Origin of the sequence: Streptomyces sp. Edi2, from assembly GCF_040253635.1 — a bacterium.
Taxonomy (GTDB): domain Bacteria; phylum Actinomycetota; class Actinomycetes; order Streptomycetales; family Streptomycetaceae; genus Streptomyces.
Window position 1 is genome coordinate 4,248,305 of record NZ_JBEJGX010000003.1, and the last position, 26,926, is coordinate 4,275,230.

Genomic DNA, 26,926 nt, shown 5'->3' on the forward strand with positions numbered 1-26,926 from the left:
CATACAGGGAAAGACACGCCAGCCCAAGACCGCCTTCGATCAAGGGCGGACGAGAAATGGGTACGGCAAAGGCCGGGCCGACTTCTCGTCGACCCGGCCCAGGCCACCGATCAGCCTCTTTACCGCTCGGCCAGCTCGGTCGACGCCTCTGGTGCCTCAGAGGTGCTGGTTCGAACGGCCAGGCGATGGACGGTCGCCAGCTCTCCCACCTGCTCCCCGCGCTCGGTCGCCTCCTGACGCTGACGGCGCACGTCGGCGTCCATGGTGGTGGCGATCTTGCGCTGATGCGTCTTCTTGGAGTGCTGGTAGATCAGCTGCGCCCGCTCACTGGACTGACCGGCGCGGACCATGAGGTCCTTCAGCTTGGCCCCGGTGTCCGCTGCCAGGGTGTTGCCGGTGTGCCGCAGGTCGTAGAAGCGGAAGTCGTCGGGCAGACCGACCTTCTTCCGCGCCTTACGGAACTTGCGCCCGAAGGTGGACCGGCGGAAAGGCGCCCCGCGCTCCCCGACGAAGACCAGACCCTCCGGCCCCGGCTCGGCGAACCAGTCCAGGTGCTGCCACAGATCGGTCAGCACGAATGGCGGCAGCACGATCTCCCGTTTGCCAGCACGGGACTTGGGATCGCCGATGACCCGTTTGCCCGTGGTCAGCTCCGGCGCGGCGCGCTTGACCCAGACCGATTCCTCGTCCAGGTCGACGTCCTTGCGACGCAGCTCCGCCAGCTCCTCCGGGCGCATCGAGGCGAAGGCGCCGAGGAGGACCATCAGCCTCCAGCGCAGCCCGATCATGTCGGCGAGGTCGAAGACCTCCCCTACGGTGGCGACCGGCCGTTCGTCGGCCTCCTCCCTGCCCGCGCCACGGATCCGGCACGGGTTCTTCTTGATCATGTCGTCGTCGACAGCAGTCTCCATGATCGCCTTCAGCAGGCGGTAGGACTTGGCGACAGTGGTTGCGCCCGTGGCCTTCAGGCGTTCGGCCCGCCAGGTCCTGACCTTCGCCGCGCTGATCTCGTTGACGTCCAGCTCGTCGAAGAAGGGTGCCAGGTGAAGGCGCAGCAGCCTGCGGTAGAGCTCGTCCGTGGTCTCGGCGAGTCCTCGCTCGTCGATCCACTTCGTGGCGTACTCATGGAAGTTGACGGCACCGCCGTACGGATCGACCCAGTCACCGCGCGTCTGGTCCGCCTCCGTCTGGCTGAGCCAGACCTCCGCGTCCATCTTCGTCTCGAACGTCTCCGGCGCTGCGCGCAGGTCTCCGTTGGTATCCGGGTAGCGGGCCTGCCAGCGTCCCGAGGGAAGCCGGCGCACGGATCCGTATCGCCGCCGCTGCGGCTTGCGCTTGCGGGCCATCAGGCCGCCAGCCTGTGGTGGGAGCGCGTACGGCGGGCGGGTTGCACGGTATTGGCCTCGATGTACGCGGCCAGTGCGGCCTCGGGTATGCGGACATGCCGCCCGACCTTGACGTACGTGATCCGGCGTTCCTGGATGAGGCGGCGGACGAAACGCACGCCTGTGCCGAGCCGCTCGGCAGCTTCGGGCACGGAAAGGAGACGGCCGTGCTGGTGGCTCATCTCCCTTGTGCCAGGCCGGTGGTGGATGCCAACGGAGGGCATGACGGGTTGGTGCAAGGAGGTTCCTCTTCTGGCGCGCGGGGGTCGGGTGTCCCGGCACGGCGCCTTGGGCGTGGGTTACGGACGGGGGAGATCGGCCCGGTGTTTCGAACCGGACTTGCGAGGCGTTCGCGCCTTGCAGGAGGGCGCGGGGCGGGACGCGGAGAGCGTCGGCGCCGGTGCCCAGGTCGACGACGCCGTGGCGGCGCTGGGCGTACTCAATGCGGGAGTGCGTCGTGTTGGACATCGGGCGGCCGAGGACGGCGATGCGCCCAGCTGACGCTAGGCGGGACCGCGTTCGGTGCGGAGAATTCCGATATTGCGGGCGGTCCGGATTCCTGCCAGACCGATTTCAAGGGGTCGCACTGCCATGGGCTCAGTTATAACTCGCGATCGCCGGTTTGGTTAACGGCCGATCGTCGTCTATGTTTCGCCCGGCGCGCGACCGGGAGTGACCTCCGAACTGGGTTCTGGGCGTCGGCGGATGTTGCTGCGCTGGCCATCAGAAAGCTCTCTGACGTGGGGTGTTGTGTTGTAGCTTGCTCCGCAGCGGGGGTCAACGGTTTCCCGATGTGATCCTTCTGGCTCGACCTGGTGCCTAACTGATTTCGGCAACGGCCAATCCGGGTCTATCGTTTTGGAACCGCCGCTCAGAATGCGTTCGCTGCCAGCTGCCCCATTCCCCAGCGGAATACTGGACTTGCGCGGCGTCGTTGTGGCTGTCTTGGATATCCGTCCCGGGCTGCCAGTTCAGGGCCATGAGAGATTCCGGCATGCCAATCCGGGAGCCGGCGAACCCACCTTCCTGCCTCCGCGGCCCTTCCCGGCACGTTCGGGCCGGAACCGTGTGCCGCCTCCTCCTGCGCTTCGCCCGAAGAGGGCTCGCCGTGCCTCCCCGCCCCCGACCAAGGAGCCATCACCGATGAGCTACGCCGCCCGCGAATGGGTGTGGGACCACAGCACCAGCAAGGGCACCGCCCGCATGGTCCTCACCCTGATCGCCGACCGCTGCGTAGACCGCGGCTGCGTCGCCTACGCGTCCCTGCCCGCCCTCATGAAGCGCGCGAACGCCTCCCGTACCGCCGTGCGCGACGCCCTGGCCAAGCTGGTCGCCACCGGCGAGCTGGAGCAGCTGACGGGCCGCAAGGGGCCCCGTGGAGAGACCTACTACCACCTCCCGGCCGCCGCCCGATTCCTCGCCGACCAAGCCATCGAGGAGGGCCGCAATCCGACCCTCCAGGGGGAACAGATTCCAACCCCCGAGGGGACGGAATCCGACCCTGCCGCCCCCTTCGAAGGGGGACCGGAATCTGACCCCGGGGAACGGAATCCCACCCCCGGGGGGCACGGAACCCAACCCTCAGGGGGCACGGATTCCGACCCCCAGAACAGTAGTGAACCGAAGGTGAACGGTAAGAGCAGCAGCTCTGCCCCACTCATCCCCGCCACCCAATGGCAGATCGACGAGGACACCCGGGCCTGGCTGCAGCACCAGGGGCACCTCGCCCGGCTCGGCGATCACGCCCTGCGCACCGCCGACGAGAAGTGGCGCTCCTACCGAGCGGTCGGGATACCGCGCACCGCCGCCGCGTGGGCCGCCGACTGGCGCGCCTGGATCGCCCGCGAACACACCCCCACCCCCGGGCACCCGCATCTGCGCGCCCTGCCCGGCGGCGCTCCCACCTCAACCTTGGCGGGCGGCATGACTCGCGCCGAAGCACACACCGCAGCCCTCCTCGCCGCCCTCGACGAGCCGGCGGAAACGGAGTAACCCGCCGTGCCTTGGAACGTCGCGCAGTCGCCTCCGTGGCCCAAGCGGCGCCGGAGCTGGCGTGGCGGCTGATCGCCCACCGGATGTCGGTGGCCATCGCGCGAGCATCCGTGGGCACCGGCCCGCAGCTGCGTCGCGGCTCGTGCAGTAGATGGTCGCGCGCCGCCCCAGCGCCGGCCACCACTGACATGTCTCTGCCCCGGGAGGCATGGCACGCGAGGAGGGAGAGCAGGGCAAGGTCCGCTTGACCGGCAGCCCGTCGGTCCCCGACCGGATGAACGCACAGGACCGCCTCAGCCGACGGCTCCACACGGTCCCCGGTCCCCAGCGGCAGCTCGACAGTCCGGTCCCGTCGGGGACCGTCCCGACGCGGTCCCCGACGGGAACCCGCGCGGGGACCGAGCTCACCGAAACCGGGGACCGGGGACCGTCGAAGATGGGACCGGGGAAGGAACCGTGACAGCACGGCCCCCAAGGCCAGCAGTGACGCGGACCCAGCACCGACACCCGCGAAACCCTGCTCAGCGCGCCACGGAACTGTCCCGATCTCCCGGGGACCGGGAGATCGGGGACCGTCCTCACTCGGTCCCCAACAACGGGGGACCAACCATCAGGGGACCGTCCCCGCCCGGTCCCCGAGTCCCCGACTCTCGCAATGTCAGACCGAGCTCGGGACGAGCAGCCTCGACCCGCGCTGCGAACCACGGCCGGAGGCCGAGCGCTGCATGGCTCCCTGCGCGTCCCCCACCGACCAGCGGACACGGACCATGCCGCCGCAACGCCCGCCCACACCGAACTCCCACACCCATGGAAAAGAACTCAGTGCACAACACGAACCACGAGGCCACCTCCCAAAACGACAGCCAGGAGGACCGCAACAGCACCACCAGCGGAGCAAGTTGTACCGGGAGCAATGCTCCCGGTTCTCCCGCCCCGGGGGTGGCGGGAGCGGACCGGCGCCAGGGGGCACCGGACCGGCAAGCTGCGGCCGAGGGCGGACCGCAGCCTGGAGAGGGACGGCAGGCCGAGACCCTCTCGCCGAAGCGTCAGCGCGCCCGTCAGCCGAAGCCGCTCAAGCGTCTGCGCCAGCCCAGCTGCCGCATGAACGAGCCCGAGTACGCGCGCTTCACCGCCGCAGCCGCCCACTGCAAGATGGCCAACGCCGCCTTCCTCGCCTACGCCGTCGACAAGGCTGCCCGCGACCTGACCCGCACCGCCGCCGAGATCGCCACCGAACGGGAAGTCATCGACGAGATCTTCGCCGCCCGCCGACACCTGGGCCGCATCCACGGCCTCTTCAACCAGGTCGCCAAGGCCCTCAATTCCGGCGCCGACACACCCCATCTCGACGCCACCGCACAGGCGGTCCACGACGCGGCCCGCCGCATGGAGGATGCCGCCGATGCCCTCCTCGCCCACCGCGACGGCGGCGAGTCGGCGTGATCCCCAGCATCCACAAGCGCGGCAGCGAGACGATCGGCCTGATCCGCTACCTCTACGGCCCCGGCACCCACGAGGAACACATCGACCCGCACCTGGTCACTGCCTTCGGCCCGCTCACCCCCGACCCCGGCCGCGACCCCCACGCCACCTACGAGCAGCTGCAGCGCCTGCTCGACCAACCCATCAACGCCCTGCCCAAAAACCGCCGCCCCAACAAGCACGTGTGGCACATCTCCGTACGGGCCAGCCCCGAGGACCCGATCCTGTCCGACGAAGACTGGGCCGCCATCGCCCACCGAACCGTCGCCGCTACCGGCATCGCGCCGGAAGGCGACGAAGCCGCGTGCCGGTGGGCGGCGGTGCGCCACGCTGACGACCACATCCACATCATCGCCACCCTCGTCCGCGACGACGGCCGCCGCCCACGCCTCCACAACGAAGCCCACCGCGCCCAGGCCGAGGCCCGCCGCATCGAGGCCGACTACGGCCTCCGCCGCATCGCGCCCGGGGACGGCACCGCCGCCAAGCGCCCCACCAGTGCCGAGCGCCACAAGGCCGAACGTCGCGGTCAGGACGCCACCTCACGTGACCTCCTTCGTGAACGCGTCCATCGGGCGCTGGCCGGGGCCATGGACGAGAGCGAGTTCTTCGACCGGCTCGCCGCCGAAGGCGTACGCGTCAAGAAGCGGATCGCGCCCTCCGGCGACGTGCTCGGCTACTCGGTCGCCATGGTCGGCGACCGCAACAAAGACAACGAGCCGGTCTGGTTCTCCGGCTCCAAGCTCGCCCCGGACCTGTCCCTGCCCAGGATCCGCAAGCGATTGGCGGCCACGACGGACATGCCCGAGCCTCCCGCAGTCTTGGAACGCAGCGCAGCCTCCGCGCCCGTCCGCGCCCGCCACTTCGCCGCCGAGGCCACTGGCTCCGCACTGGTGTCGATGTCGTCCGACGACGACAGCGCGACAGCGGCCCAGCTGATCGGAGTCGGCGAGGTCCTCGACGCCCTCGCCCAAACCTCGCTCGGCCCCACACAGGCAGAACTGCGAGATGCCGCTCGGTACTTCGAGCGCGCCGCTCGCTCCCACATCCGCGCCAAGAATGAGGAGATGTACGCCCTGCGTCGCGCGGCCAACCAGATCGTCCACTCTGGGACCGCGCTCGGCAGCGGTCAGGACGGTGCCGCCACCGCTCTGGTCCTCGACGTCATGATCCTGGCCGTCATCGGCGCTGCCCGCTGGCACGCTGCCCGCGGCCATGCCCAACAGGCCGAGGCCGCTCAACAGGCCGCAGACCGCCTGCGCGCCGCGTACCAGGCAACTGCCGCCGGTCCACTGGCCGCCATGCGCACCTACGGACAGCGACTGCCCGGCCCGGCCCGGGGGCGTCACGCCGCCACGATCCGCGCCGCGCTCCCCCACCTCGCCGACCGCCTCGAAGCTGAGCCTGGCCGGGACGCGCTGACTGCTGTTCTCGACCAGGCCAAGGGTGCCGGCCACGACGCCGTCGCCCTGCTGACTAAGGCCGCTCAGCAGCGTGAACTAGGCAGCGCCGAGTCGATCAGTGACGTCCTGGTCTGGCGACTGCACCACCTCGGGTACATCGCCCCGACCACGTCCGTACCCCGGCCGCAGCGTCCACGCAGCAGTCCCCCTGCTGCTCCTGCCGCAGCGACAGTCGTCCACCAGGAGGCGCCGCAGCCACGACTCCGGTGATCACGACCGCCCCGGCACCTTCGGGGCGAGCAGTTCCAGCGCTTCCTCCCACCGGAAGTGGTCGGCCCCGCCGCCGGCCTTGGGCCGGTGAGGCTCGTACCCACCGATCAGGACGCCCATCTCGCGCAGCCGGTCCAAGCTCTGCCGGTACGCGGGATGGGCGGCCTGGGCCGAGTTCAGATACGGCAAGACGGCGGTCGGAATACCGAAGCCGTACGCCTCGCACAGGATGCCCAGGGCCAAGGTGTCAGAGATCCCGGCCGCCCACTTGTTGATCGTGTTGAACGTGGCCGGGGCGACCGCGATGGCGTCGGCGGGCGGCAGGGGCCGGGGATCACCGGGTGAGCGCCAGGCCGAGCGGATGGGGTAGCCGGTCTGCGCTTCGACCGCCGTCGTGTCTATGAAGCCGAGGCCCTGTGGGGTGGCGACGACGCCCACGTCCCAGTTCGCCTCCTGCGCAGCTGTGATCAGCTTGCCGACGTCGTCGGCGATTCCGGACGCGCATACGACGACGTACAGGAACGGCTTCTTGGTCTGCTGGTCAGGCTGATCGCTCACGCGGGGACTCCCAGTCGACGGCTGAAGTGATGCAGTTCCGGCAGGGTACGACGGCGGTCGCGGGCGGCCATGTCGGCGACCAGCTCCCGGACGGCCGGGCGGCGGATGTCCTGGGCCGCGCAGCTCTCGGCGATGCGCAGAGCCTGGTAGCCGTCGGCGAGGCGGCCCTGCTGGCTGTAGGCGCGGGCGGATTCGACCCACAGGGCAGCACGGCGCTCGGGCACAGGGATGTGGCGACGCATGAGGGGTCGGGCGGTCTGCAAGGCGATTCCCGCGTCGCCGAAGGCAACGGCCGCACTGACCCCGTGCAGGGCAACGTTGGTCGGGCTGAAATTGGCCCAGGCATCGGGACGGTCCAGCGCGACATAGCGGGCGACTTCCTTCGCCTCGGTGAGGAAATCCTGGGTGGCGGAGCGGTCGTCGCCGGTGCTGGCAGCGGTGACGCCGCGCAGGAGCAGCAGGCCGAGCGCGGCGAGGTATTTCGGGGAGCGTTGGTCGTACGCACCTGTGAGCTGGTCGGCAGTGTGCCGGACGAGGGTGATGGCCTGGGCGGTGTGGCCGTCACGGGCGAGTACGTGGGCATGTACTCGGACACTGGACGCAAGTACCACCGGATCGCCGGAGCGCTCGGCCTCGGCCATGGCCCTGCCGACCGCGAGCCAGGCGTTGCCGTGATCACTCTGTTTGAGCAGCAGGCTTGCCGAGGTCTGGTAGGCCGTGGCCAGTAGTGCGGACAGGTCGGTCGAGCCGGGGGATTCGCCGATGGCTTGCCGGAGCTTCCCGATCAGTCCGGGCAGCGTGCGCTCCAGTTGCGTGTAGTGGCAGGTGCAGAAGAGGCGGCGTGCGGCGGCGACGTGATCTCGCATCTCCGGCAGGTCCGGTACGGGGTCTGTGGCCGCCGGGCTCGGGCCGGGGAGAAGGGACTGGATCAGGTCCTGGTGTGCGCCGGCGGGAGTGGTCGGGGCCGCAAGCGCGGCGACGCCCGCAGCGAGAAAGGTACGGCGGTGCATGTCTTCTGTCTCTGGGTTGGAGGGAGTGGCATCCGGAGCAGCAGCGAGACCGAGATGGTGCGGCGGGATGTCCAGCACCCGCGCGACCTCGCGCAGCATGTGGACGTCCTGGGCACCTCTGCCGGCTTCCAGGCGGCTCACTTTGGACTGGTGATACCCCAGTGCGGCAGCGACGTTCTTCTGCGAGCGCCGCTGTAACACGCGTGCCTGACGGATCACTTCACCGATCCGTCTCGCTTCGCTCTGTGCTTCGGCCATCTGTGCCACGGCTCCTCCCGCCGTCGCCGATCCTGCCTGCTCAACCGAGCGTAATGGAGAGGTACTTGGCTGTGATGCAGCTCGTGCATAAGTGATGCAGCCGCAGCACACGGACTGGTTCCGCTTGCTCCTGGAGCGGTTGCGTGGAGCAGCCGCACCCATCCAGGAGGCCACTCATGGAAGTGCACGACATCCGCTTGTCTGTCTTCGGGACACCCGCTGCCGCGGCGTCCGCGCGGCGTCGGCTCGTCGCCGCGATACGCGACTGGGGCCTGCCTGCCGGCAGCGATGCACTGCACGTCGCTGAGCTGATGGCCGGCGAACTGCTCTCGAACGCCGTGCAGCACGCAGGTCCCGGCGCAGTCACCGTGACTGCCCGCTGTGATGGCAACGCCATTCGGGTCGAGGTCAGCGACAGCAGTCGCGATCTGCCCCGGACCCGGTCGCCCAGCCAGGACGACGAGCACGGTCGGGGCCTGTCCATCGTCGCGGCCCTGGCCGACCGGTACGGCACCGAACCGACCGCGTCTGGCAAGCGGTGCTGGGCGGAGGTCGGCCTCCAAGCAGTTTCAAGTCCCGAAGTCGCACTACCCGTTCCACTTCCGAGGAGACGACCGTGACAACCGCTCGGACACCAGCCATTACCTCCGAGGTGATCGCCATCCGTCCCGGCCCGCCGCTTTCCGGGACCGTGACCGTCGACGGCTCCAAGAACGCCGCCCTGCCGCTCCTCGCTGCGGCAGCCGTCCTGCGCCGGCCCGTCCAGCTATCCAACGTCCCGGCCAACGACGATGTCCAGGCCATGCTCATGCTGCTCCAGCACGCCGGCCACGGCATCACCCACCCGGTCGGCAAGCCCGACACGGCCCTTGTACTGCCGAGCGACGGTGTGCACATCGCGCCGGACTTCCACGAAACCGCCGCTCGTATCCGGGCTTCGTACTACCTGGTTCCGGCTCTCCTCGCCGTTCACGGGCGGGCCGTGTTGCCGTGGCCGGGCGGCTGCCGGATCGGTGACCGCGGAATGGAGCAGCACTTCAAGGTGTACGAGGCGTTCGGCGACCGCACACTCGTCAACGACCACGGCTACAGCGTCGAAGCCGGTGAGAGCCGCACCGGCTCGGTGTCGGTGATGCTGCCGTTCCGCTCCCGCGGCGCGAGCATCGCGGCAATACTGCGCGCCGTCGTCGCCGGGCGACCGCTGCGGCTGGGCCAGCCCAACCTCTCGCCCGAAGTCATCAGCGTCCTGCAAGCACTCCAAGTGGCCGGTTGGGAGACCCGGGCCGACGAGCGCGTTCTCTCCTTGACTCCGCCCGCCTCCGCATCACAGGAACCGGTGGTCTGGGAAGTCCCCGGAGACAAGGTGGAAGCAGGCACCTTGGCCTGCGCCATCGCTGCCACCCGCGGAAACGGCCGCGTCGAGGGTGTACGCAGCAAGGACGTGGCGCCGATGGTGGCAGCATTGCGCTGGCTGGGCATTCCCGTCGACGCCCAGCAAGACGCCCTCAACGTCCGTGCCGAGGGCACTCGACCCACCCACCAGCCCCTGCGAGCCATCGCCTCACTCTCTCCCCGCGGGCTCGATGCCGACTTCGAACCTGCTCTGATGGCACTGGCGCTGGGAATGCACGGCACCCATCTGTTCGCCGACGCGATCAACCCCGGGCGTCACGGCAACTTGGTCCCCCAGCTCGCTCGCCTCGGTGCCGACATCCACCAGACCTCCCCCACCCAGTGTCGCCTGACCGGGCCCCAGCAGCTGATCGGCACGGGAGTGGAGGCCACCGACATCCGCACCGGGTCGGCCCTGCTCATCGCCGGCCTCACCGCCCGCGGCGTCACGACCCTCGGCGGCCTCGAACAGCTCCGCCGAGGCCACGCCGACCTCCCCACCAAGCTGCTCGCACTCGGCGCCGACATCTGCGAGGTCACCCCATGACCGGTCCACGCGCACTGCAACGGATCGCCGCCACCACCGATATCCACTCCTCGTTCGACAACGCCCTGCCGATGCTGACCCACCTGCACGCCATCCGGCGGGACACGCTGATCGTCGATTGCGGCGACTTCTTCGAAGGCAGCGGCTACTACCGCCTCGGCCACGGCCGTATCGAAACCGCAATCCTCCAGGGCCTCTACGACGTGATCGCACCCGGGAACCACGGATGGACCCACCACTTCGAACCCCCGGTCCGGGACATCACCGTGTGCGCTAACGCCGTAGACGCCGCTACCGGCGAACCGCTCTTCCGCCGCCTGCACACCGTCTGCATCAGCAACCGGCGCGTCGCCATCACTGCGGTCATCGGCGAGCAGGCGTTCCACTCCATCCCCGCCGAGCAGCGAGCTGGGCACCGAGTCACGGAACCGGCCCAGGCCCTGCGCGAAGTGATGCTGGCGCACCACCACGAGGTCGACGCCTGGGTCGTGCTGAGCCACAGCGGCTTCGACGAGGACCTCGAACTGGCCGCCGCCTGCCCCTTCCTCGACGTGATCTTCGCCGGCCACTGCCACAGCGACCAGTACGGCCCTATCCATGTGGGCGAGACCCTCGTCCTCAAGGGCCGCGAACTCGGCGTCGGCTACGCCCTCGCCGGACCGGCCCCCGCACGATGGACTGGGCACACCGCCCGCTTCCCCGACACGACCGGCACGGCAGCGCTACCGCCCCAACTCGCCTCCGTCCATGACCGGATCGAGGACCTCAGAGATCGCCTGGCCCTGCCGATCGGCGCCATCGCCAAGCCGTACCGAGGCAAGGCTCTCGATCGACGACGCCTCCTCTCCAGCCTCGCCACCCGACTCCACACCGCCCTCGGCGCCGAAGCCGTCGTCCTCAACGAGACCGCCCTGCGTTCCACTCAGCTCGACGACGTCCTCACCTTCGGCGACCTCCTCACCATCGAGCCCTTCAACAACCAGCTCGTCCACACCCGTGTCCCCGACGCCCTGAGAGACAACCCTGGCGCGCTGCTGGCGCACCTCACCAAGAGCGCCGGCCCCTTGATCACCGAACCGGCACCGTTGCCGCCGCACCTGCCGACCGTGCTGTCCACCGACTACCTCGCCGAGAGCTACCTCGACGGCCGCACCCACCAAGCCGGCCTCCGCCTCCGCCAGGCCCTCCAGCGGATCCTGACCGAAGGACCTCACCGATGATCCTCACCGGCCCCGAAATCACCGCAGCCGAGGTCGACGGCCGCCTGTGCATCACCCCCTTCGACGCCGCGCAGGTCAACCCCAACAGCTACAACGTCCGCCTGGGCCCGACCCTGCTCACCTACAAAGCCCCTGTCCTCGACGCCCACCGGTCCAACCCGACCCACCGCATCGAGATCGGCGCCGACGGCTACGTCCTCAAACCCGGCCAGCTCTACCTGGGCCACACCGTCGAGCAGGTCGGCTCCGACACCTTCGTCCCCCTCCTGTTCGGCCGCTCCTCCGTCGGTCGGCTCGGCTTGTTCGTCGAGATCACCGCCCCCATCGGCGACATCGGCTTCCATGGCCAATGGACCCTGATGCTCTCCCCCATCCGCCCCTTACGCGTCTACGCGGGCATGAAGATCGGGCAGATCATGTTCTTCGTCGCCGTCGGGCCCATCACCCCCTACTCGGGCAAGTACCAGGCAGCCAGCGGGCCCAAGCCCTCCGCCTACTGGCAAGACGTCGCCCCACTGGAAGCGGTGGCGCCGTGATCCTCACTGGCCCCGCCATCGCCGCAGCGCACGCCGCCGGCGAGATCACCATCGACCCGTACGACCCCGACAGGCTCTCCCCCAATGCCTACGACTGGCGCCTCGGCAACCACCTGCGCATCTGCGACGGAGACCTCGACGCCGCCACCCCAACCTCGTCCACCGAGATCTCCATCCCCCACACGGGATTCGTCCTGGAACCCGGTGTGCTCTACCTCGGCGTCACCCACGAGAAGACCGGTTCGGACACCTACGCACAGCTCCTCAACGGCGACCGCACCACCGGCGCCCTCGGGATCTGGGTCCACGTCTCCGCCCCGCTCGGCCACCAAGGCCACGCCATCCGCTGGACCCTGGAGATCCACGCCAGCCAGCCGGTCCGCATCTATCCCAGCATGACCTTCGGCAAGCTCGTCTTCCTACAGCCCCTCGGCGCTGCGGCCAGCTACCAACAGCACGGCCTCAAGTACACAGCCAGCCAAGGAATCGAGACCTCCCGCCTGTACGAGGAAATCCCTGGGGGCTGCCGACCATGAACGCCAAGGTAGCCACCGTCCTCGACCTCCCTTTTCCCAGCCCCGGCGGCAGCGTCGAGCTCTTCCTCGACCTCTACACCGGAGACAGGCCCCTCATTCCCGCACGAGCCTTCATGCTCGCCCCCGCCAGCCCCGGCCCCCAACTGCCGGCCGGGCTCGACCTGCTGCCAGTCGTCGGCAAGTGTCTCGAAGGCCCGGCCTTCCACCGCTACGTAGCAGCCCTCCAACGGTCCCTGGCCGAGGCAATCGACCCGGACCACATCGGCGTCCTTCACCTCCAGCACCTCACCTTCGGTGGCACCCCCGCGCTGATCAGGGCCCTGCGCGAGCACCCGCGGATCGCACTCGTGCATGGCATCGACCTGCTGTTCGCCGAAGCCCACCGCCACCAGCACAAAGTGCTGACCGAATCCGTGCGGCTCGCCGACGCCATCGTCGTGCCGACACCGGCCATGGCAGACCGGCTCCTGCGCATCGCGCCTACCACCGACCGCGCGAAGATCGCCCACATTCCCTGGGGCCTCCCCGACCGGCTCCTGGCCAACCCGCCGCACAGATCACCCCGTCCGCCAGGCAGTCCCTTCCGGCTGCTGTACGCCGGGCGGCTCACGCCGGAGAAGGGCGCCGAGAACCTGCTGCTGGCCCTGGCGGCCGTACAGGGCGTCGAGCTGAGCATCGCCGCCCCGCAAGACCAGTTCCGCACCCTCAGCCGCGTCGTACGGCAATCCGGCGTCAAGATCCGGTACCTCGGCTGGCTCCGCCGCCCACAGCTGTGGAGAACTTTCACCGACCACGACCTGCTCGTCATGCCCTCCACCACCCTCGAAGCCATGGGACTGGTCGCCCTCGAAGCCCAAGCCTGCGGCCTGCCCGTGCTCTACCAGCCCGTCCCCGGCCTGGCCGAAATGCTCGCCGCCTCCGGCACCGCGACCGACTTCACCCGCCCCGCAGCCGTTGCCCGAGACGTCGACCGCCTTCGTACGACCCCCGGGCTGCTCGCTGCCTTGCGGCAGGCCGGGCGAAGCAACGCCGCCCGCTACCCGCTCAGCGCCACCGCCAGGGCCCTGACCGAGCTCGGCCACCGGATCAGTTGACCGCCCCGCCACGTTCCCCGGCCGGGCCCGCCCGCGTCACTACGCTGACCGGCGGGCCCGCACCGCGACATCGGAGATGTTCATGGAAGACAGCACCGACCGGATCAAGCAGCTCGTGGCGGACGGCGTCCGCGACAAGGTCTACCCCGGCGCGGTGTGGGCCACCGGCAACGCCACAGGCATCAAGGCCAGAGGTACCGCCGGTGTCCTCGACCCCGCCGAGCCGGACATCCCCATGCGGCCGGACACGGTCTTCGACGTCGCCAGCCTGACCAAAATCCTGGCCGTCTGGTCCACAGTCGGCACCCTCTGGGAAGACGGCTCCCTCCCGCTCGACGAACCCCTCGGCACCTTCTGGCCCGAGGCCACAGGTCGCCCCCTCGGCCAGGTCACCGCCCGCCACCTGCTCACCCACACCGCCGGCGTACCACTGCGAGCCCAGCTGAAGAACCTCTACGGCACCGACCCGGCCGCCATCCGGGCTGGCGTCCTTCACGAAGCCCTGCACCGGCCGCCCGGCGAGGCCGTCGAATACACCGACCGGGCCGCTCTCATCCTCGGCTACCTCGCCGAACACCTCTCCGGCCGGTGCCTCGACCAACTCGCCCACACCCACATCTGGCAACCCCTGGGCATGACCCACACCCGCTTCGGCCCGTTGCTACCCGAACTGTCCGTCCGCTGTGCCCCGACCGAACTCGACGAGGACACCGGCCGCCACCTCAAGGGCACCGCCCACGACTTCTCCGCCCGCCTCCTCGGCGGCGTCTGCGGCATCGCCGGCACCTTCTCCGTCCTCGACGACCTCGCCCGCTTCCTGCGGTACATGCTCGACCCCACGACCGCCCCCACAGCGCCGGGATTCGGGCCGAGCTGGGTCGAGGAGTCGCTCAGCGTCCAGACCGGAACCCTGGAGCCCGTGCGCGGTCTCTTCTGGCACCCCGCCCCCGGCACCGACCCCGCCGACCGCACCTACGTGCACTACGGATTCACCGGCACTGGCGTGTGGCTCTCCCCCAAGCGGGGAACCTGGGCCGTCCTGCTGACGAACAAGCTCTACTACACCCGCGACCGCGGGCCATTGACGCGCATCCGCAATGCCTTCCGAAGCCTGATCTTCAGTTGAACAAGCTGCGCAGTCCGAACCCATCTCGTGCATGAGGGGCCTGGTGTACCGAGGCCATCAGAAGGCCGATCCGGGCCAGCCAACACGGGATGCCGAAGGACCGTTCCTTAAGGGAACAGGACAGCCGTTCCTCCAAGGAACAGACGGCTCGTTCCCTCGGGGAACGGCTGGGGGGCGTTGCTCGGTCGCCGCTGTCAGTCTCGATGCTCTGTCGCGACCCCTACGTGAGGCAGTGCCCACATCGTTCCCATGCGACACGCGCTGCATCGCCGTGCGTCGCTTGGAGCGGGTTTTCGCGGCTGATCCCCTCCCAGATCGCCTCATCTGGCTCCATCACCCATCCTCAGCCCGCCTCTCGGTGCTCTTGGAGAGGTGATGGTTGCACTTGCCGGGCAGGTGCGCCACGCCGTGGGGAGATATGAGAATCATGGCGTACGGGGGCGGTGCCGTTCTAAGGCGAACTCCCTCTTCGCCTCCAGCAGTTGCACCGTTGACAGACCTCGAAACACCCATGGCATTGCCGCGACGGAGGCGAGCATGACGAGGGCTGGGCCGACCGCGCATCGGCCCAGCCCTTGTCGCCGACCATGCGTCTCACCAGCCGCTTCGAGATGAGATCGGTGTGTCGGCTGACGATCCTCATGGGCAGAGCCTGCGGAGAAGCTTGCCGATCTTGTTCCTGATGAATTGCGGGAGCGTATAGCGCCGTTGGCGCCGTGCCCGACACGCGCACACCGACATCCCGGGCAGCTTGGGGTAGCGGATGGAGTCGCCGCCCGCAGGGTCCACGCCGCTGCGTGTGGGCCAGCGGTCTCCCAGGTGGGGGGTCGCGGCATGCCGGGAAGTTAGAGGTCGAGATCGCCGGAGGTGCTTGGCACTGCCTCGCCCAGCGCGGCATTGAGTCTTCCCAGTGCCGCGACCACCGCGTCGACGTCCGCGTCGGGTAGCGCGGGGAGCAGCTGCCGCAGAGTCGGCTCGGCGTCCCGGCTCCTGGCTTCCCGGGCCTGTGCGCGGGCATGCTCGGCGATCTTGGCGACGGTTCGGCGCCGGTCGGCCGGGTCGGCTGCCAGCTCGACCAAACCCCGCTTGTGCAGTGCCGCCACCACCGTGGATACCCGGCTCTGGGCGAAGCCGGTGCGCTGGGCGATGGCCCCCACCGGCTGCGGTCCGGTGGTGTACAGGCACTCCAGGACCAGCAGCTCGGTCGGCCCCAGGTCGGAGGTGTCCTTCATCGCCGAGGTTGCGGCAGCCGTGAGGCGCCTGCCGAGTTGGTGCAGGTCAGCGAGGTTCATGGGACTGGTCGGCGGTAGCACGCACACCCTCCTTGGGGAACATCTTGGATGATACATCTAAAGTAATGCATCTCAAGAGATGTATCTTGGGAGATGCATTCCTGAGAGGCGCTCCAGATGACAGCGCCAATACATTCCGAGGAGGAGACATGGTCCGGCCGATAGCCCGGGTGCTGCTGTTCCCGTTCGCGATGGCCGTCCTGCTGGTCGGCATCTACACCGCCGCGATGCACGCACCGACCCCGCACCACCTGAAGATCGCGGTCGCCGGACAACCGGCGCAGACCGGGCCGCTGGCCGCTTCCCTGAGGAGGGATCTGGGCGACGCGTACGACGTCAGCACCGTCGCCTCCGCCGAACGGGCCCGGCAGCTGGTGGCGCACCGGGCTGTGGCGGCCGCCTACGTCCCCGCGCCGACGCCCGGTGACCGCGACGCGGGCACACCCAGCACGACGTTCGCTCAACCGCCGCGCCCGAGCGGCCCGGTGCTCTATATCGCTTCAGCCGCTGGTGCCGCCCAAGTCAACCTGGCTGCCGTACCGTTCGAGAACGTCGCCGTCCAGCAGCACCAGTTCCTCCAGGTCCGCGACCTGGTCCCGCTCAGCGCCGACGACACCAGCGACACCAGCACCATGTACGCCGCGATCGGTCTGACCCTGGCGGGATACCTGTCGGCGGTCATGCTCTCCACCGTGTTCGGTACCGGACTCACCCGGCGGCGCACGGTGGCCGCGCTCTCCGCCTTCGGTGCCGTCGCCGCGATCACCGTCTGGCTCATCACCGGGCCGATCCTGGGCGCCATGCACGGCTTCGCTCCCGCCATCCTCGTCACCGGCTGGCTCACCGTGATGGCCGTCGGCATGGCCACCGTGTTCCTCTCCCGCTTCTGCGGGCGCATGACCGCGCTGCCCGCCGTCGGGATCTTCATGTTCCTGGGCATGCCCGCTTCCGGAGCGGCCCTGCCAATCGAGGCCATGCCCGCCCCCATCCGCGCCCTGCACGACCTGCTGCCGATGACCTCAACTTCCGGCAGCCTGCGCCAGATCATGTACTTCGACAGCGAAGGCATCGACCGCTACTGGCTCGCCCTCGCCCTGTGGGCCGTTGCCGGCCTCCTCCTGACCCTCGCCTACGACACCCTCAAGGCCCGCCGCACCGGCCACCGCAACGACACAGCCGCTCTGCCCCGGCAGACCGCCGACCCCGTCCCCTCCCGCTGATCGCGCTCCCGCGCACACCCACCCCGACACCGCAGAGCGAGGCCGAACCCGTGACCGAAGTACCACCGCCGTTCCGCCACCACGGTCACGACACCGGCCCGGCCGGCCCGCCGGGAGACCCGCTGACGCTGCTCGCCACCGAAACCGACCTGACCGGACTCGACTTCACCGGCCTGGACCTGCGCCCGGCACTGCGCCGTGATCCGCGCCCCCGGACGTTCACCCGCTGCACCTTCACCGAAGCCAACCTGCGCGGTGCCCACCTCGCCGAAGCCGTCTTCACCGACTGCACCGCTGCGGCAGCCGACTTCACCGGCGCCCTGCTCGATCAGGTCCGCTGGCAGGGTGGCAGCGCCGCCGGCGCCAACTTCACCGACGCCGACTGCGGCGACCTCGTCTGCGACGGCGCCGACCTGGCCAACACCAAGTGGGGCGGTGCCCTGCTCGCCGACGCCGCCTTCACCGGCTGCCGCATGATAGGAGCCCGCCTCACCGGCCACCGCGGCCTGGGCCTCCAGCTCGCCCGCTGCAACCTGGCCGTCGCCAACCTCAACGGCCTGAGCCTGCGTGGCGCCCACCTCGTCGGCATCCGCTTCACCGAAGCCGACCTCGGCGGCGCCGACCTCCGCGACGCCATCCTCGAAGACTGTCGACTCGCCGAAGCCAACCTACGGGCCGCCAACTTCACCGGCGCCGATCTACGCGGCGCCGACCTCGGCGAACTCACCATCGCCATCGCCACACAGCTCCGCGGCGCAGTCATCTCCCCGGACCAGGCCGCCCAAATCTGCACCGCCCTCGGCCTGAACGTCATCAGCTGAAGCCACACCGCCGCGCGGGGCGCGGGCCGCGGGGCCGCCAGGGTAGGCGGGCCGGCCACGCTGGTCGCCCTCGTGGTCGGCGCCGGCGGCCTCAGCGCCAGACCTACGCCGGTACGGGGTCTCCCAGGATTCCGCGCAGGACCGTACCCGCGGACGGCGAGGCTTCGGCTACCTGCCTCAGTTCCAGGTCGACGTCCTTGCGACGCAACTCCGCGAGTTCCTCGGGACGCATCGAGGCGAAGGCGCCAAGGAGGATCACCAGCCGCCAGTGCAGCCCGATCATGTCGGCTCCGCCATCTGTACAGTCCCGGAGGTGTCCGGGGCAGGTGGGCATGCGTCGGATGGTGAGCGTGCGGTCGGTCAGGTGATGGTGCAGAGCCGTTTGGTGGCCCGGGTGAGGGCGACGTAGAGGTCCCGCTCGCCGCAGGGACGGGCCGAAGCGATCTCCTCGGGGGCAGCGACGACGACGGTGTCGAACTCCAGGCCGCGTGCCTCGGAGGCGGGCACGAGGGTCGCCCACTCGGTGATCCCGGCGGCGGCCAGTTCCTCCATCCTGGGGTCGGCGCAGATCACTCCGCACAGGTCACCCGGGTTCGCCGCAGCCTGCGCCTTGAGTTCCCCGGCGATGGCGGTGGCGAGGGTGCGGGGATGGGCGGTGAGGCTGCGTGGCGCATCGCCGTGGCGGATCGAGGTACTGGGGCTCTGGTCGGGGGCGATCCGTGCGAGCAGGTCGCGGGTGGACGCCAGGATTTCCTGGGTGGTGCGGTAGCTGACGGTCAGGGTGTGCAGGGCGAATCGGGTGCCCAGGTGCGGGCCCAATGCCTCGGTCCAGTCGCGGGCGGTGGCAGCAGGGCCCGCCTGGGCGAAGTCGCCGACCAGGGTCATGGACCGAGCCGGGCAGCGGCGGACGACCATGCGCCACTGCATGGCACTCAGCTCCTGGGCCTCGTCGACCACGACATGTCCGAAGGTGCGCGCGGGCGGGCCGTCCACCAGGCTCGTGGCCTCGTCCAGCAGCGGCAGATCGGCGCCGGTCCACGGCGCGTCCACCCTACGCAGCAGACGTTCGTGCTCGTGGCCGGTCAGCGACGGCAGCCGTGCTGCCAGCACGTCCGCGTCGGTGAGCAGAGCGTTGACGACGGCCTCGGGCGTCAGCCACGGCCACAGCAGTCCGACGGCGCGGTCCACCTGGACGCTCTCTGCCAGCTCCGCTCGCACGGTGTCCCGGTCGAACTCGTCGGCCACGTGTGCGGCCGGGCCGTCGAATCCGAGGGTGCGCAGGTCGGCCTGGGTGGCCCGGTCGAGGTCCAGGCCGGTGCTCTGGGCGACCTCGGCATCGATGCGCTCCAGCGCGTCGACGGCGCCACGCTCCACCGCGTTGATGACCGCGTCGATGAGCTGTTCCTTGAACACCTCCCGCGCCCGGTTGTGCGCCAATCCGCCCCGGACGGCCTCGTCCCGGGCCTCTGCGACTTCCTGGCGGTCCAGGCGGATCCATTCCTGGCCGACCTGCACGGCGAAGTCGCCGCTGGGCGCCTGGAGGGCGCGCACCAGACCGGCCAGCGCCTGGGCCATGGGGACGTTGCCCTTGAGGCGTGCCACGTCGGCCGGGACGCCGGCGGTGGGTTGCGTCCCGGTCAGGTCCGCGGTGGTCGCCAGGACGACGTCGTTCTCGCCGAGTGAGGGCAGGACGTGGGCGATGTAGTCGAGGAAGCGGGTGTTCGGGCCGAGCACCAGGACGCCCTGCTCGGCGGCCCGGGGGAAGGCGTAGAGCACGTACGCCGCCCGGTGCAGGGCGACCACGGTCTTGCCGGTGCCGGGGCCGCCCTGCACCACGGTCACACCCCGGTGCGAGGAGCGCACGATCTCATCCTGCTCCACCTGGAGCGTCGACACCGCTGTGCCCATCCGTCCGGTGCGCTGCGCCTCCAGTGCCGCCACCAGCGGGCTGTCGCCGACGACGTCACCGGCGGTGGGTGCGGAGCCGTCGAGCACTTCATCCCTGACCTCGCCCACCGTGCGTTCTTCCAGGCGCAGGTGGCGGCGTCGGCGCAGTCCCAGCGGATGGACGGGGGTGGCCGTATAGAAGGGGCGTGCCGCATCCGCGCGCCAGTCCACCAGCAGGGGCAGCTCCCGGTCCTCGGTGTGCAGGCCGAGCCGCCCGATGTGCAGGACCGTGCCGTCGGCGTGGTCGATCCGGCCGAAGCACAGCCCCTCCTCGGCCTCTTCGAGACGGCCCAGCCGGCCGGTCAGGTACTCAACGGCGATATCGCGCGCATACACCTCGCCGGCGTTCTCGGCGGGTGCCTTCCGTACCCGCCTGAGCTCCTCGCGCACGTCGGTGAGCTGCTGGTCGAGCAGCTTGTACATGGCGGAGACATGGGCCTGTTCCGCCTCGGTCTGACCTGCGTACCCGGCGTCAACCTGCGACAAAGTGGGCCTCCTCGTGGTGCGGTGTGCGTGCGATCCCCCGGCGCTGTCCGGGCCGGATCAGGCCGTGACGGCGTCCTTCGCGGCCACGGCCTGCGCGGTGCCGCCCGCCTCAGTACTGGCGGGCGGGGCGGGGATCGCGGCGGCGACCGCGGCCGCGACGAGGGCGACGCCGCAGCCGATCAGCAGGCCGACACGGAAGCCGTTCTCCGAGGGGAGGGGGTAGCCGCCCATGGTGACGGTCATCTGCGAGAGCACGGCGGCCACGACCGCGGCCGACACGGAGGTGCCCAGCGAGCGCATGAGGGTGTTGAAGCTGTTGGCCGACGCAGTCTCGGACAGCGGGACACCGCTCATGATCAGCGCGGGCATCGCGCCGTAGGCCAGGCCCACCCCGGCGTTGGCGACCAGGGTCGCGGCCAGCACGCCCCAGGTGGATCCCATCAGCGCGATCGAGAGGCCGTAGCCGACGGCGATGGCCAACGATCCGGCGATGAGCGTGACCTTCGGGCCGCGCGCGGCCGAGAGCCGACCGCCCAGCGGGGACACGGCCATCATCATCAGACCGCCGGGCGCCAGCCACAGGCCCATCGCCAGCATCGACTGCCCCAGGCCGTAGCCGGTGGCCTCGGGCAGCTGCAACAGCTGCGGCATGATCAGCGCCTGGGCGTACATGCCGAAGCCCACCAGCACCGACGCACCATTGGTCAGCAGCACCCGCGGTCGGGCCGTCACCCGCAGGTCCACCAGCGGGTCCGCGCTGCGCAGCTCCCACCGCCCCCACAGCAGCAGGATGGCTGCGGCGACGGTGAACAGGCCGAGGGTCCGGGCGCTGCCCCAGCCCCAGTCGCCACCCTTGGAGACCGGCAGCAGCAGGCAGACCAGCCCCGCCCCAAGGCCCAGGGCGCCGACGAAGTCGAAGCGCCCCCCGGCCGCAGCGCGGGTGGCGGGGGCGGGCACCAGGGACCAGATCATCACGATGATGGCTACGGTCAGGACGCCGGCGCCCCAGAACAGCGCACGCCAGCTGGCGTAGTCGGCAACCGCCGCGGCGATGGGCAGGCCGAGGCCGCCGCCGATACCCATGGACGCGCTGACCAGCGCGATCGCGGAGCCCAGACGCTGGGGCGGCAGGACATCGCGCAGCAGGCTGATGCCCAGCGGCACCATGCCCATGCCCATGCCCTGCAGCGCCCGGCCGATGATCATCGGCACGACGGAGGAGGTCAGGGCGCACAGCACCGACCCGATCAGCAGCGGTATGCAGCAGGCCAGCAGCATGCGCCGCTTGCCCAGCAGGTCACCGAGGCGTCCGCTGATCGGCACGAACACGGCGGCCGAGAGCAGCGTCGCGGTGATGACCCAGGAGGCGTTGGCCGGGGAGGTGTGCAGCAACTGGGGCAGCTCGCTGATCAGCGGGGTCACCAAGGTCTGCATGATCGCGGCCACGGTGCCGGTGAAGGCGAGCGTGGCGACGATCCCGCCGGTGCGCGAAGTGGTCTGTTCGGGAGAGATGACAGGCTCCTCAGGGGTGCAGGGCCGACGACTTGATGTGCACCATACACATGGCGTGCATCACGCACAAAGGTTGCGAATCGCACACAATGTGTGCCGCGCATAACGTGTTCACGCGACACATCTCTGTCATTCTTGAGACCGGACCCACGGAACTCGCAGGTCACCGCAGTAATGGGAAGGACATTCGCCATGGGCGGCCCCACGCATCTGGTCGAGCTCGAATACCTCGTATTCGGTCGGCATCGGTACCTCAGCGATACCGACAGCCGTCCCGCGGGCAGCCAGATGGAACGCAGCGTCTACATCCTGCTCAGCCGCATCGCGGCCCAGGGCCCGATGTCCATCGGCGAGCTCAGCGACGCCTTCGGCCTCGACGTCTCCACCCTGAACCGTCGCACCGCCGCCATGAAAAGCGCCGGCCTCGTCGACCGGATCCCCGACCCCGAAGGCGGCATGGCCCGCAAGTTCCGTATCACCGAAGAAGGCACCCGCCGCCTCACCGAAGAGCGCGAGGCCCATATCCGCGCCCTGGACCTCGTCATGGCTGACTGGCCAGAGGGAGAGATCGCCGCTTTCGCCGGCTACCTCCGCCGGTTCAACACCAGTATCGAACGCATCGACGGACGCACCTGGCCGCGCCCCTCACACCCCGACGAGACCTGACCCCAAGAGGCACCGGGCCGTGGCGCCCCACCCGGCAAGCTCGCAGTCTCTTACGAGGCGACCGTCCTCGTAACAGCCATCAACGAGTGGCGGTGAACAGCACATTCGATACCGCATTAGGTGCACTGTCCCGGCGCATTGGCGGCTCGGCGCCGGTGACCCGACAGCATGCTCACGCCTTCCCCTCAGGGCGATCTCGTCGAGCAGTCCGCGAACGCGCTGCTCGATCCCGTCACGGGTGGCCGCCCGGCCTCGACACCCTGACCGGCGGGATCGGGCAACTGCCGGTCGAGGCGCCGCTTGCCGGGGAAGACGGGGCAGGCGTCGCCGCAGCCCATCCTGATGACGACTTCGGTCGCCTGCACGGCCTCGGGGGTGAGCACCTTGGGCACCTCGGCCGAGATATAGGCCGTCGGGGCCACCGCGTGAGCGCCGCGCCCGAGCACCAGTTGCGATCAGGCGGCCCCGGAGAAGGAGCTGGCGGGACGATGCGGAAGCCCCGGGAACTTTGCCCAGCGGTGCGTGCGCAATCTGACGGTACGGCGGACTCCTGGAAGCCACGTTTCCACACGGATCGGCGGCCAAAAGCACTACTCCACAAGCGTCGCGAACAACCGTGCCCCATCCATGCCCTTCAGCCCGGTCAACACCGGTCACGAGGGGCGCGACGGGACACCGCCGGACAATGAGGAAAGCATCATTTCCGCAGGTCAGAGCTGAACGATCGGCCCAGACCCCGTTGCTTCCCAAGCTCAGAGCGCGGGTTCGATTCCCGTCACCCGCTCCATAGTTGAGGCCCAGGTCGGAGACCTGGGCCTTGTTTTGTTGTCTGGACCAGTTCAGGCGTCCCGCACCAGATCCGCACCGGAAGGCTTCTGATCAGCCTTGCGGCGGGCGGGCCCGCACGAGGTCATGCAGCCCGCTCGCCACCTCATGCTGCCGCTCAAGATCCGAGTGCTGATAGATGAGCGCGGCCTTCTCCGACGGAAAGCACTCGCGCTCGGACGGTGATCAGGTTGCAAGGGGAAGGTCGCCAGTGGGTGCCCGACGGGACCCGGCGGATGATCTCCGACGCTCGTCCCAATGAATCGGGCCGAACCGCAACTCCCCTTGATACGCCGGCATTCACCGCCGCGCGGCGATGCACTGGCGCCACAAGCGCGAGACCGCCAGCAGGAGGCGGCAGCCCGGCGGACGAACACGTCCGTGCACGGTCTGCCAGGAGCCGAACGGCGCGACCACCGCCCACGCATCATCACAGATCTCAGGCTCATCCCTCACGACCGGAGCAACGACCCGGTGACCGGCAAGCCACTGCCGCCCCCAGGGGGGGTCCGCACGAGCGGTTCCAGGCCGCTTGTTTGTGTTGGCCGTGAGTTTGCTCCGCCGTCAAGGCGTGATGTCCACGCATGGTCCGTGGCAGCAGCGGCCCTGGGTAAGTGTTGCGCCATTCGAGCGACATTTGAGTCCTCCCTCTGTTCGGGGCCCGCCGGTGACGCCTTAAATAGCAATAGTGAGTCCGAAGGTCGCCCATCCCTCGCGGGACTCATGTTTTGCCGGTTGGCCGGTAGGGGCCAGCGGCATTGCCTGATGGGCGCTCCTTGGACGGCTGGTCAGTTGCCCCTCCCAGCTGTTGGCTGACTCCAGGTCAGTCTTTGAGGAGCCCTGAACTAGATCCATACAGACCTAGATCGCGAGGGCTCAACATGGGCAAGGGTTTTCAGCCGAAAAGGCATCAACTGCCGTAAGTCGTGGTGAGTGGAAATCAACTCACGCTGCCGAGTCCGCTGAATACGACCGTACCGGAATTGGCGGATCCCATCTCCAACTGGGCTCCACCGACCGCTAGCACGCCCAACTGACCGACTCGGGCGACAACTCCGCCGTTTCCAGGCTCCCCCAGTTCTCTCTCAGTCCTGGATGCCGGACACCCTCGGCGTCCGGCACAGGCGACGATCCGGCATCAGGCGACCTCCGGTGCGGCGCCACCAGGAGCACGCGGTACGAGCGCCGACGGCTGAGTGCGCTCAGGCAGCTGTGGCGAGTGCGCACACCACGCTCGGTCGAAGCCTTCATGTTCATCCGGCGCGCAGCACATGGCACCAGCTCACCCCGTGGCCAAGGCGCCGGTCGCAAGCGGTGCAAGCGCGCCGATCTCCCACAGTTCCAGGGCGGCATCAGGGCTGCCCCGGAAGCCTCAGGAAAGGAAATCCACGATGGCAACACTTGTACCTCTGGGTACCGCCGGCACCTACGGGGTGCTCGCCAACACGGCGATCACCAACACCGGCCTCACCGTGGTCTCCGGCGACCTCGGAGTGAGCCCCGCCGGCGCGGTGACCGGGTTCCCTCCTGGAACGGTCACCGGAACCATCCACGTGAACGACGCTGCCGCGGCGACGGCCCAGGCCGACCTGCTGACCGGGTACGCCAACGCGCTGGTACAGCCGGTCACGGCCACTGTCCCGACGGAACTCGGCGGGACCACCCTGACCCCCGGCGTGTACAACTCCGCCTCCGGCACGTTCGGCCTCAACGGGACATTGACCCTGGACGCTCAGGGCAACCCCAACGCGGTCTTCATCTTCAAGACGAACACCACGCTCATCTCGGGAGCCGCCGGCAACGTCAATCTCATCGGCCTCGCGCAGTCCAGCAACGTCTTCTGGCAGGTCGGCAGCTCCGCGACGCTCGGCGCCGGCTCCACCATCAGGGGCAGCATCCTCGCCTTCACCTCGATCACCGCCACGACGGGGGCCATCGTGGACGGCCGGCTGCTGGCTCTCGGTGCCGCCGTCACGCTGGACACGAACGCGGTCACTGTCCCGGCCCTGAATACCTGCCAGGTGGTGGTCCAGCCGGTGGTCGGACCGGTGGTCGTCGGCCAGCCGACCTCCGTGTCCGCTGTGGTGACCTGCAACGGCCTGCCGGTCTCAGGTGCCTCGGTGACCTTCAACGGTGGTGCAGTCCCGGTAGCCGTCACCACCAATGTGGCGGGTGTCGCCACCGGATCGCTGACCTTCAACACCGCCGGGACCGCCACCGTCACCGCCACCGTCACCGCGGCAGGCACCGCCTGCTCGTGCACCGGCGTCGTCTCCCCGCCCGTCACCGTCCCCGTCACTCCGCAGCCGTCCTGCCAGGTGGTGGTCCAGCCGGTGGTCGGACCGGTCGTCGTCGGCCAGCCGACCTCCGTGTCCGCTGTGGTGACCTGCAACGGCCTGCCGGTCTCAGGTGCCTCGGTGACCTTCAACGGTGGTGCAGTCCCGGTAGCCGTCACCACCAATGTGGCGGGTGTCGCCACCGGATCGCTGACCTTCAACACCGCCGGGACCGCCACCGTCACCGCCACCGTCACCGCGGCAGGCACCGCCTGCTCGTGCACCGGCGTCGTCTCCCCGCCCATCACCGTGCCCGTCACTCCGCAGACGAGCCCGCTGAGTGCGTCGCCCGCCTGCTGGCGGGTCAACCTGCCCTTCCCGATTCCGCACCTGTTCGTGGCGACGCTGAAGGCCACCCTCACGCCGGCGCAAGCGGGAGTCACGGTCACCTTCTACGTCTCCGGCCTGCCAGTGGGCACCGCGGTGACCAACGCCAGCGGTGTCGCCACCCTCAACAACGCCGGCCTGTCCATCCTGCAGATCAGCGCCAGCAGCTACACGGCGGTCGCCACCGTCGGAGGCACCACGGTCCAGGCGACCGGCTCCCTGGTGCCCTGCTTCCCGCCGGCGTAACCGGCCTGCGTCCGATGGGCCGGGGCCGCATGACGGGTCCTGCTGCGGTACTCGCGCACAGGTCTGGTCACGCAGTGCAGCCCCTGACCTGACGGCCTTCCGGTAGGCGGCCGCCCCCTCAAGGGGGGTGTCCGTCAAGGGCTGTCCCCCGTCGTGGAAGGACGGGGGACAGCCCGGCTCGAACTTACCGGTGAGCCATTCGGCACCACGCCCGTTGGCAGGACGGAGACGGGGAAGCGGACAGCCCCCCCGGTGCCGGTGGTACGTGGACGGCTCACCGGTGAGGACCGGGGCCGGTGTTTCCTCCGGCATCGGCCCCGGACATCCGAGCGGCTCTCACAGCCCCAAGGCCCCGCGTGGAGCTGCCAGGGCCCTCCATGGTTCCAGCTCCCGCGGCTGCCCTGAATCAGCAGTCCAGCGGCGCGGGGTCAGCACACTC

At 69.5% G+C, this 26,926-nt stretch carries 23 protein-coding genes and 2 pseudogenes; 15 read left to right on the forward strand and 10 right to left on the reverse strand.

From position 1 onward, the window contains the following. Nucleotides 1–119: 119 nt before the first annotated feature. Together ABR737_RS22045 and ABR737_RS22050 are read right to left on the reverse strand one after the other, a co-directional pair. Nucleotides 120–1,346, reverse strand: a complete 1,227-nt coding sequence (locus ABR737_RS22045) for a tyrosine-type recombinase/integrase (RefSeq protein WP_350251828.1) — start codon at nt 1,344–1,346, stop codon at nt 120–122. Continuing rightward, entirely contained in the window at nt 1,346–1,567 is a 222-nt protein-coding gene (locus ABR737_RS22050; protein ID WP_350251829.1) for a helix-turn-helix domain-containing protein, read from the reverse strand. The genes ABR737_RS22045 and ABR737_RS22050 overlap by 1 nt, the downstream gene beginning before the upstream one ends. A 175-nt stretch (nt 1,568–1,742) precedes the next feature. Between ABR737_RS22050 and ABR737_RS22055 the strand changes: the two genes are divergently transcribed. The 4 genes from ABR737_RS22055 (at nt 1,743) to ABR737_RS22070 (ending at nt 6,532) form a co-directional block, all read left to right on the forward strand. After that, complete coding sequence (locus ABR737_RS22055) at nt 1,743–1,886, forward strand: hypothetical protein (RefSeq protein WP_350251830.1); 144 nt, start codon at nt 1,743–1,745, stop codon at nt 1,884–1,886. Nucleotides 1,887–2,528: 642 nt separating this feature from the next. Then, complete coding sequence (locus ABR737_RS22060; RefSeq protein ID WP_350251831.1) at nt 2,529–3,377, forward strand: helix-turn-helix domain-containing protein; 849 nt, start codon at nt 2,529–2,531, stop codon at nt 3,375–3,377. 1,101 nt (nt 3,378–4,478) lie between these two features. Further along, the gene (locus tag ABR737_RS22065) at nt 4,479–4,820 is read left to right on the forward strand and encodes a plasmid mobilization relaxosome protein MobC (RefSeq protein ID WP_350256885.1); all 342 of its coding nucleotides are present in this window, start codon (nt 4,479–4,481) and stop codon (nt 4,818–4,820) included. Then, nucleotides 4,817–6,532 (forward strand): relaxase/mobilization nuclease domain-containing protein, encoded by a 1,716-nt coding sequence (locus tag ABR737_RS22070; protein WP_350251832.1) that lies wholly within the window; start codon nt 4,817–4,819, stop codon nt 6,530–6,532. The genes ABR737_RS22065 and ABR737_RS22070 overlap by 4 nt, the downstream gene beginning before the upstream one ends. On the opposite strand, the gene ABR737_RS22075 is transcribed toward ABR737_RS22070, so the two are convergent. Both ABR737_RS22075 and ABR737_RS22080 read right to left on the reverse strand, forming a co-directional pair. Beyond that, nucleotides 6,533–7,090, reverse strand: a complete 558-nt coding sequence (locus ABR737_RS22075) for a flavoprotein (protein ID WP_350251833.1) — start codon at nt 7,088–7,090, stop codon at nt 6,533–6,535. It lies immediately after the preceding gene. After that, the gene (locus ABR737_RS22080) at nt 7,087–8,358 is read right to left on the reverse strand and encodes a helix-turn-helix domain-containing protein (protein ID WP_350251834.1); all 1,272 of its coding nucleotides are present in this window, start codon (nt 8,356–8,358) and stop codon (nt 7,087–7,089) included. Before ABR737_RS22080 ends, ABR737_RS22075 begins: the two co-directional genes overlap by 4 nt. Before the next feature lie 176 nt (nt 8,359–8,534). Between ABR737_RS22080 and ABR737_RS22085 the strand changes: the two genes are divergently transcribed. From ABR737_RS22085 to ABR737_RS22115, 7 genes are all read left to right on the forward strand, one after another. Further along, nucleotides 8,535–8,978 (forward strand): ATP-binding protein, encoded by a 444-nt coding sequence (locus ABR737_RS22085; RefSeq protein ID WP_350251835.1) that lies wholly within the window; start codon nt 8,535–8,537, stop codon nt 8,976–8,978. Beyond that, nucleotides 8,975–10,297: a carboxyvinyltransferase gene (locus ABR737_RS22090; protein WP_350251836.1), complete on the forward strand. Its 1,323-nt coding sequence runs from the start codon at nt 8,975–8,977 to the stop codon at nt 10,295–10,297. Before ABR737_RS22085 ends, ABR737_RS22090 begins: the two co-directional genes overlap by 4 nt. Beyond that, nucleotides 10,294–11,517 carry a metallophosphoesterase gene (locus ABR737_RS22095; protein ID WP_350251837.1) on the forward strand — a complete coding sequence of 408 codons (1,224 nt, stop codon included), beginning with the start codon at nt 10,294–10,296 and terminating at the stop codon, nt 11,515–11,517. Before ABR737_RS22090 ends, ABR737_RS22095 begins: the two co-directional genes overlap by 4 nt. After that, nucleotides 11,514–12,053, forward strand: a complete 540-nt coding sequence (gene dcd, locus ABR737_RS22100; RefSeq protein ID WP_350251838.1) for a dCTP deaminase — start codon at nt 11,514–11,516, stop codon at nt 12,051–12,053. The genes ABR737_RS22095 and dcd overlap by 4 nt, the downstream gene beginning before the upstream one ends. Further along, the gene (locus ABR737_RS22105) at nt 12,050–12,589 is read left to right on the forward strand and encodes a dCTP deaminase (protein WP_350251839.1); all 540 of its coding nucleotides are present in this window, start codon (nt 12,050–12,052) and stop codon (nt 12,587–12,589) included. The genes dcd and ABR737_RS22105 overlap by 4 nt, the downstream gene beginning before the upstream one ends. After that, nucleotides 12,586–13,683: a glycosyltransferase family 4 protein gene (locus ABR737_RS22110; RefSeq protein WP_350251840.1), complete on the forward strand. Its 1,098-nt coding sequence runs from the start codon at nt 12,586–12,588 to the stop codon at nt 13,681–13,683. The genes ABR737_RS22105 and ABR737_RS22110 overlap by 4 nt, the downstream gene beginning before the upstream one ends. A gap of 82 nt (nt 13,684–13,765) precedes the next feature. Beyond that, nucleotides 13,766–14,809 (forward strand): serine hydrolase domain-containing protein, encoded by a 1,044-nt coding sequence (locus tag ABR737_RS22115; RefSeq protein ID WP_350251841.1) that lies wholly within the window; start codon nt 13,766–13,768, stop codon nt 14,807–14,809. An 845-nt stretch (nt 14,810–15,654) separates the two neighbouring features. Here ABR737_RS22115 and ABR737_RS22125 read toward each other — a convergent pair. After that, complete coding sequence (locus tag ABR737_RS22125; RefSeq protein ID WP_350251842.1) at nt 15,655–16,101, reverse strand: MarR family winged helix-turn-helix transcriptional regulator; 447 nt, start codon at nt 16,099–16,101, stop codon at nt 15,655–15,657. 149 nt (nt 16,102–16,250) lie between these two features. On the opposite strand from ABR737_RS22125, the gene ABR737_RS22130 reads away from it, so the two are divergent. Beyond that, nucleotides 16,251–17,321 carry an ABC transporter permease gene (locus ABR737_RS22130; protein ID WP_350251843.1) on the forward strand — a complete coding sequence of 357 codons (1,071 nt, stop codon included), beginning with the start codon at nt 16,251–16,253 and terminating at the stop codon, nt 17,319–17,321. A 50-nt stretch (nt 17,322–17,371) separates the two neighbouring features. Then, nucleotides 17,372–18,142, forward strand: a complete 771-nt coding sequence (locus ABR737_RS22135; protein ID WP_350251844.1) for a pentapeptide repeat-containing protein — start codon at nt 17,372–17,374, stop codon at nt 18,140–18,142. A 103-nt stretch (nt 18,143–18,245) separates the two neighbouring features. On the opposite strand, the gene ABR737_RS22140 is transcribed toward ABR737_RS22135, so the two are convergent. The 3 genes from ABR737_RS22140 to ABR737_RS22150 form a co-directional block, all read right to left on the reverse strand. After that, nucleotides 18,246–18,425 carry a site-specific integrase gene (locus ABR737_RS22140; RefSeq protein WP_350257162.1) on the reverse strand — a complete coding sequence of 60 codons (180 nt, stop codon included), beginning with the start codon at nt 18,423–18,425 and terminating at the stop codon, nt 18,246–18,248. Between the two features lie 77 nt (nt 18,426–18,502). Continuing rightward, nucleotides 18,503–20,575 (reverse strand): HelD family protein, encoded by a 2,073-nt coding sequence (locus ABR737_RS22145; RefSeq protein ID WP_497139355.1) that lies wholly within the window; start codon nt 20,573–20,575, stop codon nt 18,503–18,505. A 57-nt stretch (nt 20,576–20,632) separates the two neighbouring features. Then, nucleotides 20,633–22,087 carry an MFS transporter gene (locus ABR737_RS22150; RefSeq protein ID WP_350256887.1) on the reverse strand — a complete coding sequence of 485 codons (1,455 nt, stop codon included), beginning with the start codon at nt 22,085–22,087 and terminating at the stop codon, nt 20,633–20,635. 192 nt (nt 22,088–22,279) lie between these two features. Here ABR737_RS22150 and ABR737_RS22155 point away from each other — a divergent pair, with 192 nt between their 5' ends. Then, nucleotides 22,280–22,753 carry a MarR family winged helix-turn-helix transcriptional regulator gene (locus tag ABR737_RS22155; protein ID WP_350251845.1) on the forward strand — a complete coding sequence of 158 codons (474 nt, stop codon included), beginning with the start codon at nt 22,280–22,282 and terminating at the stop codon, nt 22,751–22,753. A gap of 189 nt (nt 22,754–22,942) precedes the next feature. On the opposite strand, the pseudogene ABR737_RS22160 reads toward ABR737_RS22155, so the two are convergent. Both ABR737_RS22160 and ABR737_RS43935 read right to left on the reverse strand, forming a co-directional pair. Next, a pseudogene (locus ABR737_RS22160) lies at nt 22,943–23,157 on the reverse strand (low molecular weight phosphatase family protein); the annotation flags it as partial. A gap of 435 nt (nt 23,158–23,592) precedes the next feature. Continuing rightward, nucleotides 23,593–23,737, reverse strand: a pseudogene (locus ABR737_RS43935) (tyrosine-type recombinase/integrase); the annotation flags it as partial. 1,232 nt (nt 23,738–24,969) lie between these two features. Here ABR737_RS43935 and ABR737_RS22165 point away from each other — a divergent pair. Beyond that, nucleotides 24,970–26,487 carry an ice-binding family protein gene (locus ABR737_RS22165; protein ID WP_350251846.1) on the forward strand — a complete coding sequence of 506 codons (1,518 nt, stop codon included), beginning with the start codon at nt 24,970–24,972 and terminating at the stop codon, nt 26,485–26,487. Nucleotides 26,488–26,926 lie beyond the last annotated feature (439 nt).

Coding starts and splice junctions, on each gene's coding strand:
- ABR737_RS22045 (WP_350251828.1), bottom strand. CDS start 1,346: ATGGCCCGCAAGCGCAAGCCGCAGCGGCGGCGATACGGATCCGTGCGC.
- ABR737_RS22050 (WP_350251829.1), bottom strand. CDS start 1,567: ATGAGCCACCAGCACGGCCGTCTCCTTTCCGTGCCCGAAGCTGCCGAG.
- ABR737_RS22060 (WP_350251831.1), top strand. CDS start 2,529: ATGAGCTACGCCGCCCGCGAATGGGTGTGGGACCACAGCACCAGCAAG.
- ABR737_RS22065 (WP_350256885.1), top strand. CDS start 4,479: ATGAACGAGCCCGAGTACGCGCGCTTCACCGCCGCAGCCGCCCACTGC.
- ABR737_RS22080 (WP_350251834.1), bottom strand. CDS start 8,358: ATGGCCGAAGCACAGAGCGAAGCGAGACGGATCGGTGAAGTGATCCGT.
- ABR737_RS22085 (WP_350251835.1), top strand. CDS start 8,535: ATGGAAGTGCACGACATCCGCTTGTCTGTCTTCGGGACACCCGCTGCC.
- ABR737_RS22095 (WP_350251837.1), top strand. CDS start 10,294: ATGACCGGTCCACGCGCACTGCAACGGATCGCCGCCACCACCGATATC.
- dcd (WP_350251838.1), top strand. CDS start 11,514: ATGATCCTCACCGGCCCCGAAATCACCGCAGCCGAGGTCGACGGCCGC.
- ABR737_RS22110 (WP_350251840.1), top strand. CDS start 12,586: ATGAACGCCAAGGTAGCCACCGTCCTCGACCTCCCTTTTCCCAGCCCC.
- ABR737_RS22115 (WP_350251841.1), top strand. CDS start 13,766: ATGGAAGACAGCACCGACCGGATCAAGCAGCTCGTGGCGGACGGCGTC.
- ABR737_RS22125 (WP_350251842.1), bottom strand. CDS start 16,101: ATGAACCTCGCTGACCTGCACCAACTCGGCAGGCGCCTCACGGCTGCC.
- ABR737_RS22130 (WP_350251843.1), top strand. CDS start 16,251: ATGGTCCGGCCGATAGCCCGGGTGCTGCTGTTCCCGTTCGCGATGGCC.
- ABR737_RS22140 (WP_350257162.1), bottom strand. CDS start 18,425: ATGATCGGGCTGCACTGGCGGCTGGTGATCCTCCTTGGCGCCTTCGCC.
- ABR737_RS22155 (WP_350251845.1), top strand. CDS start 22,280: ATGGGCGGCCCCACGCATCTGGTCGAGCTCGAATACCTCGTATTCGGT.
- ABR737_RS22165 (WP_350251846.1), top strand. CDS start 24,970: ATGGCAACACTTGTACCTCTGGGTACCGCCGGCACCTACGGGGTGCTC.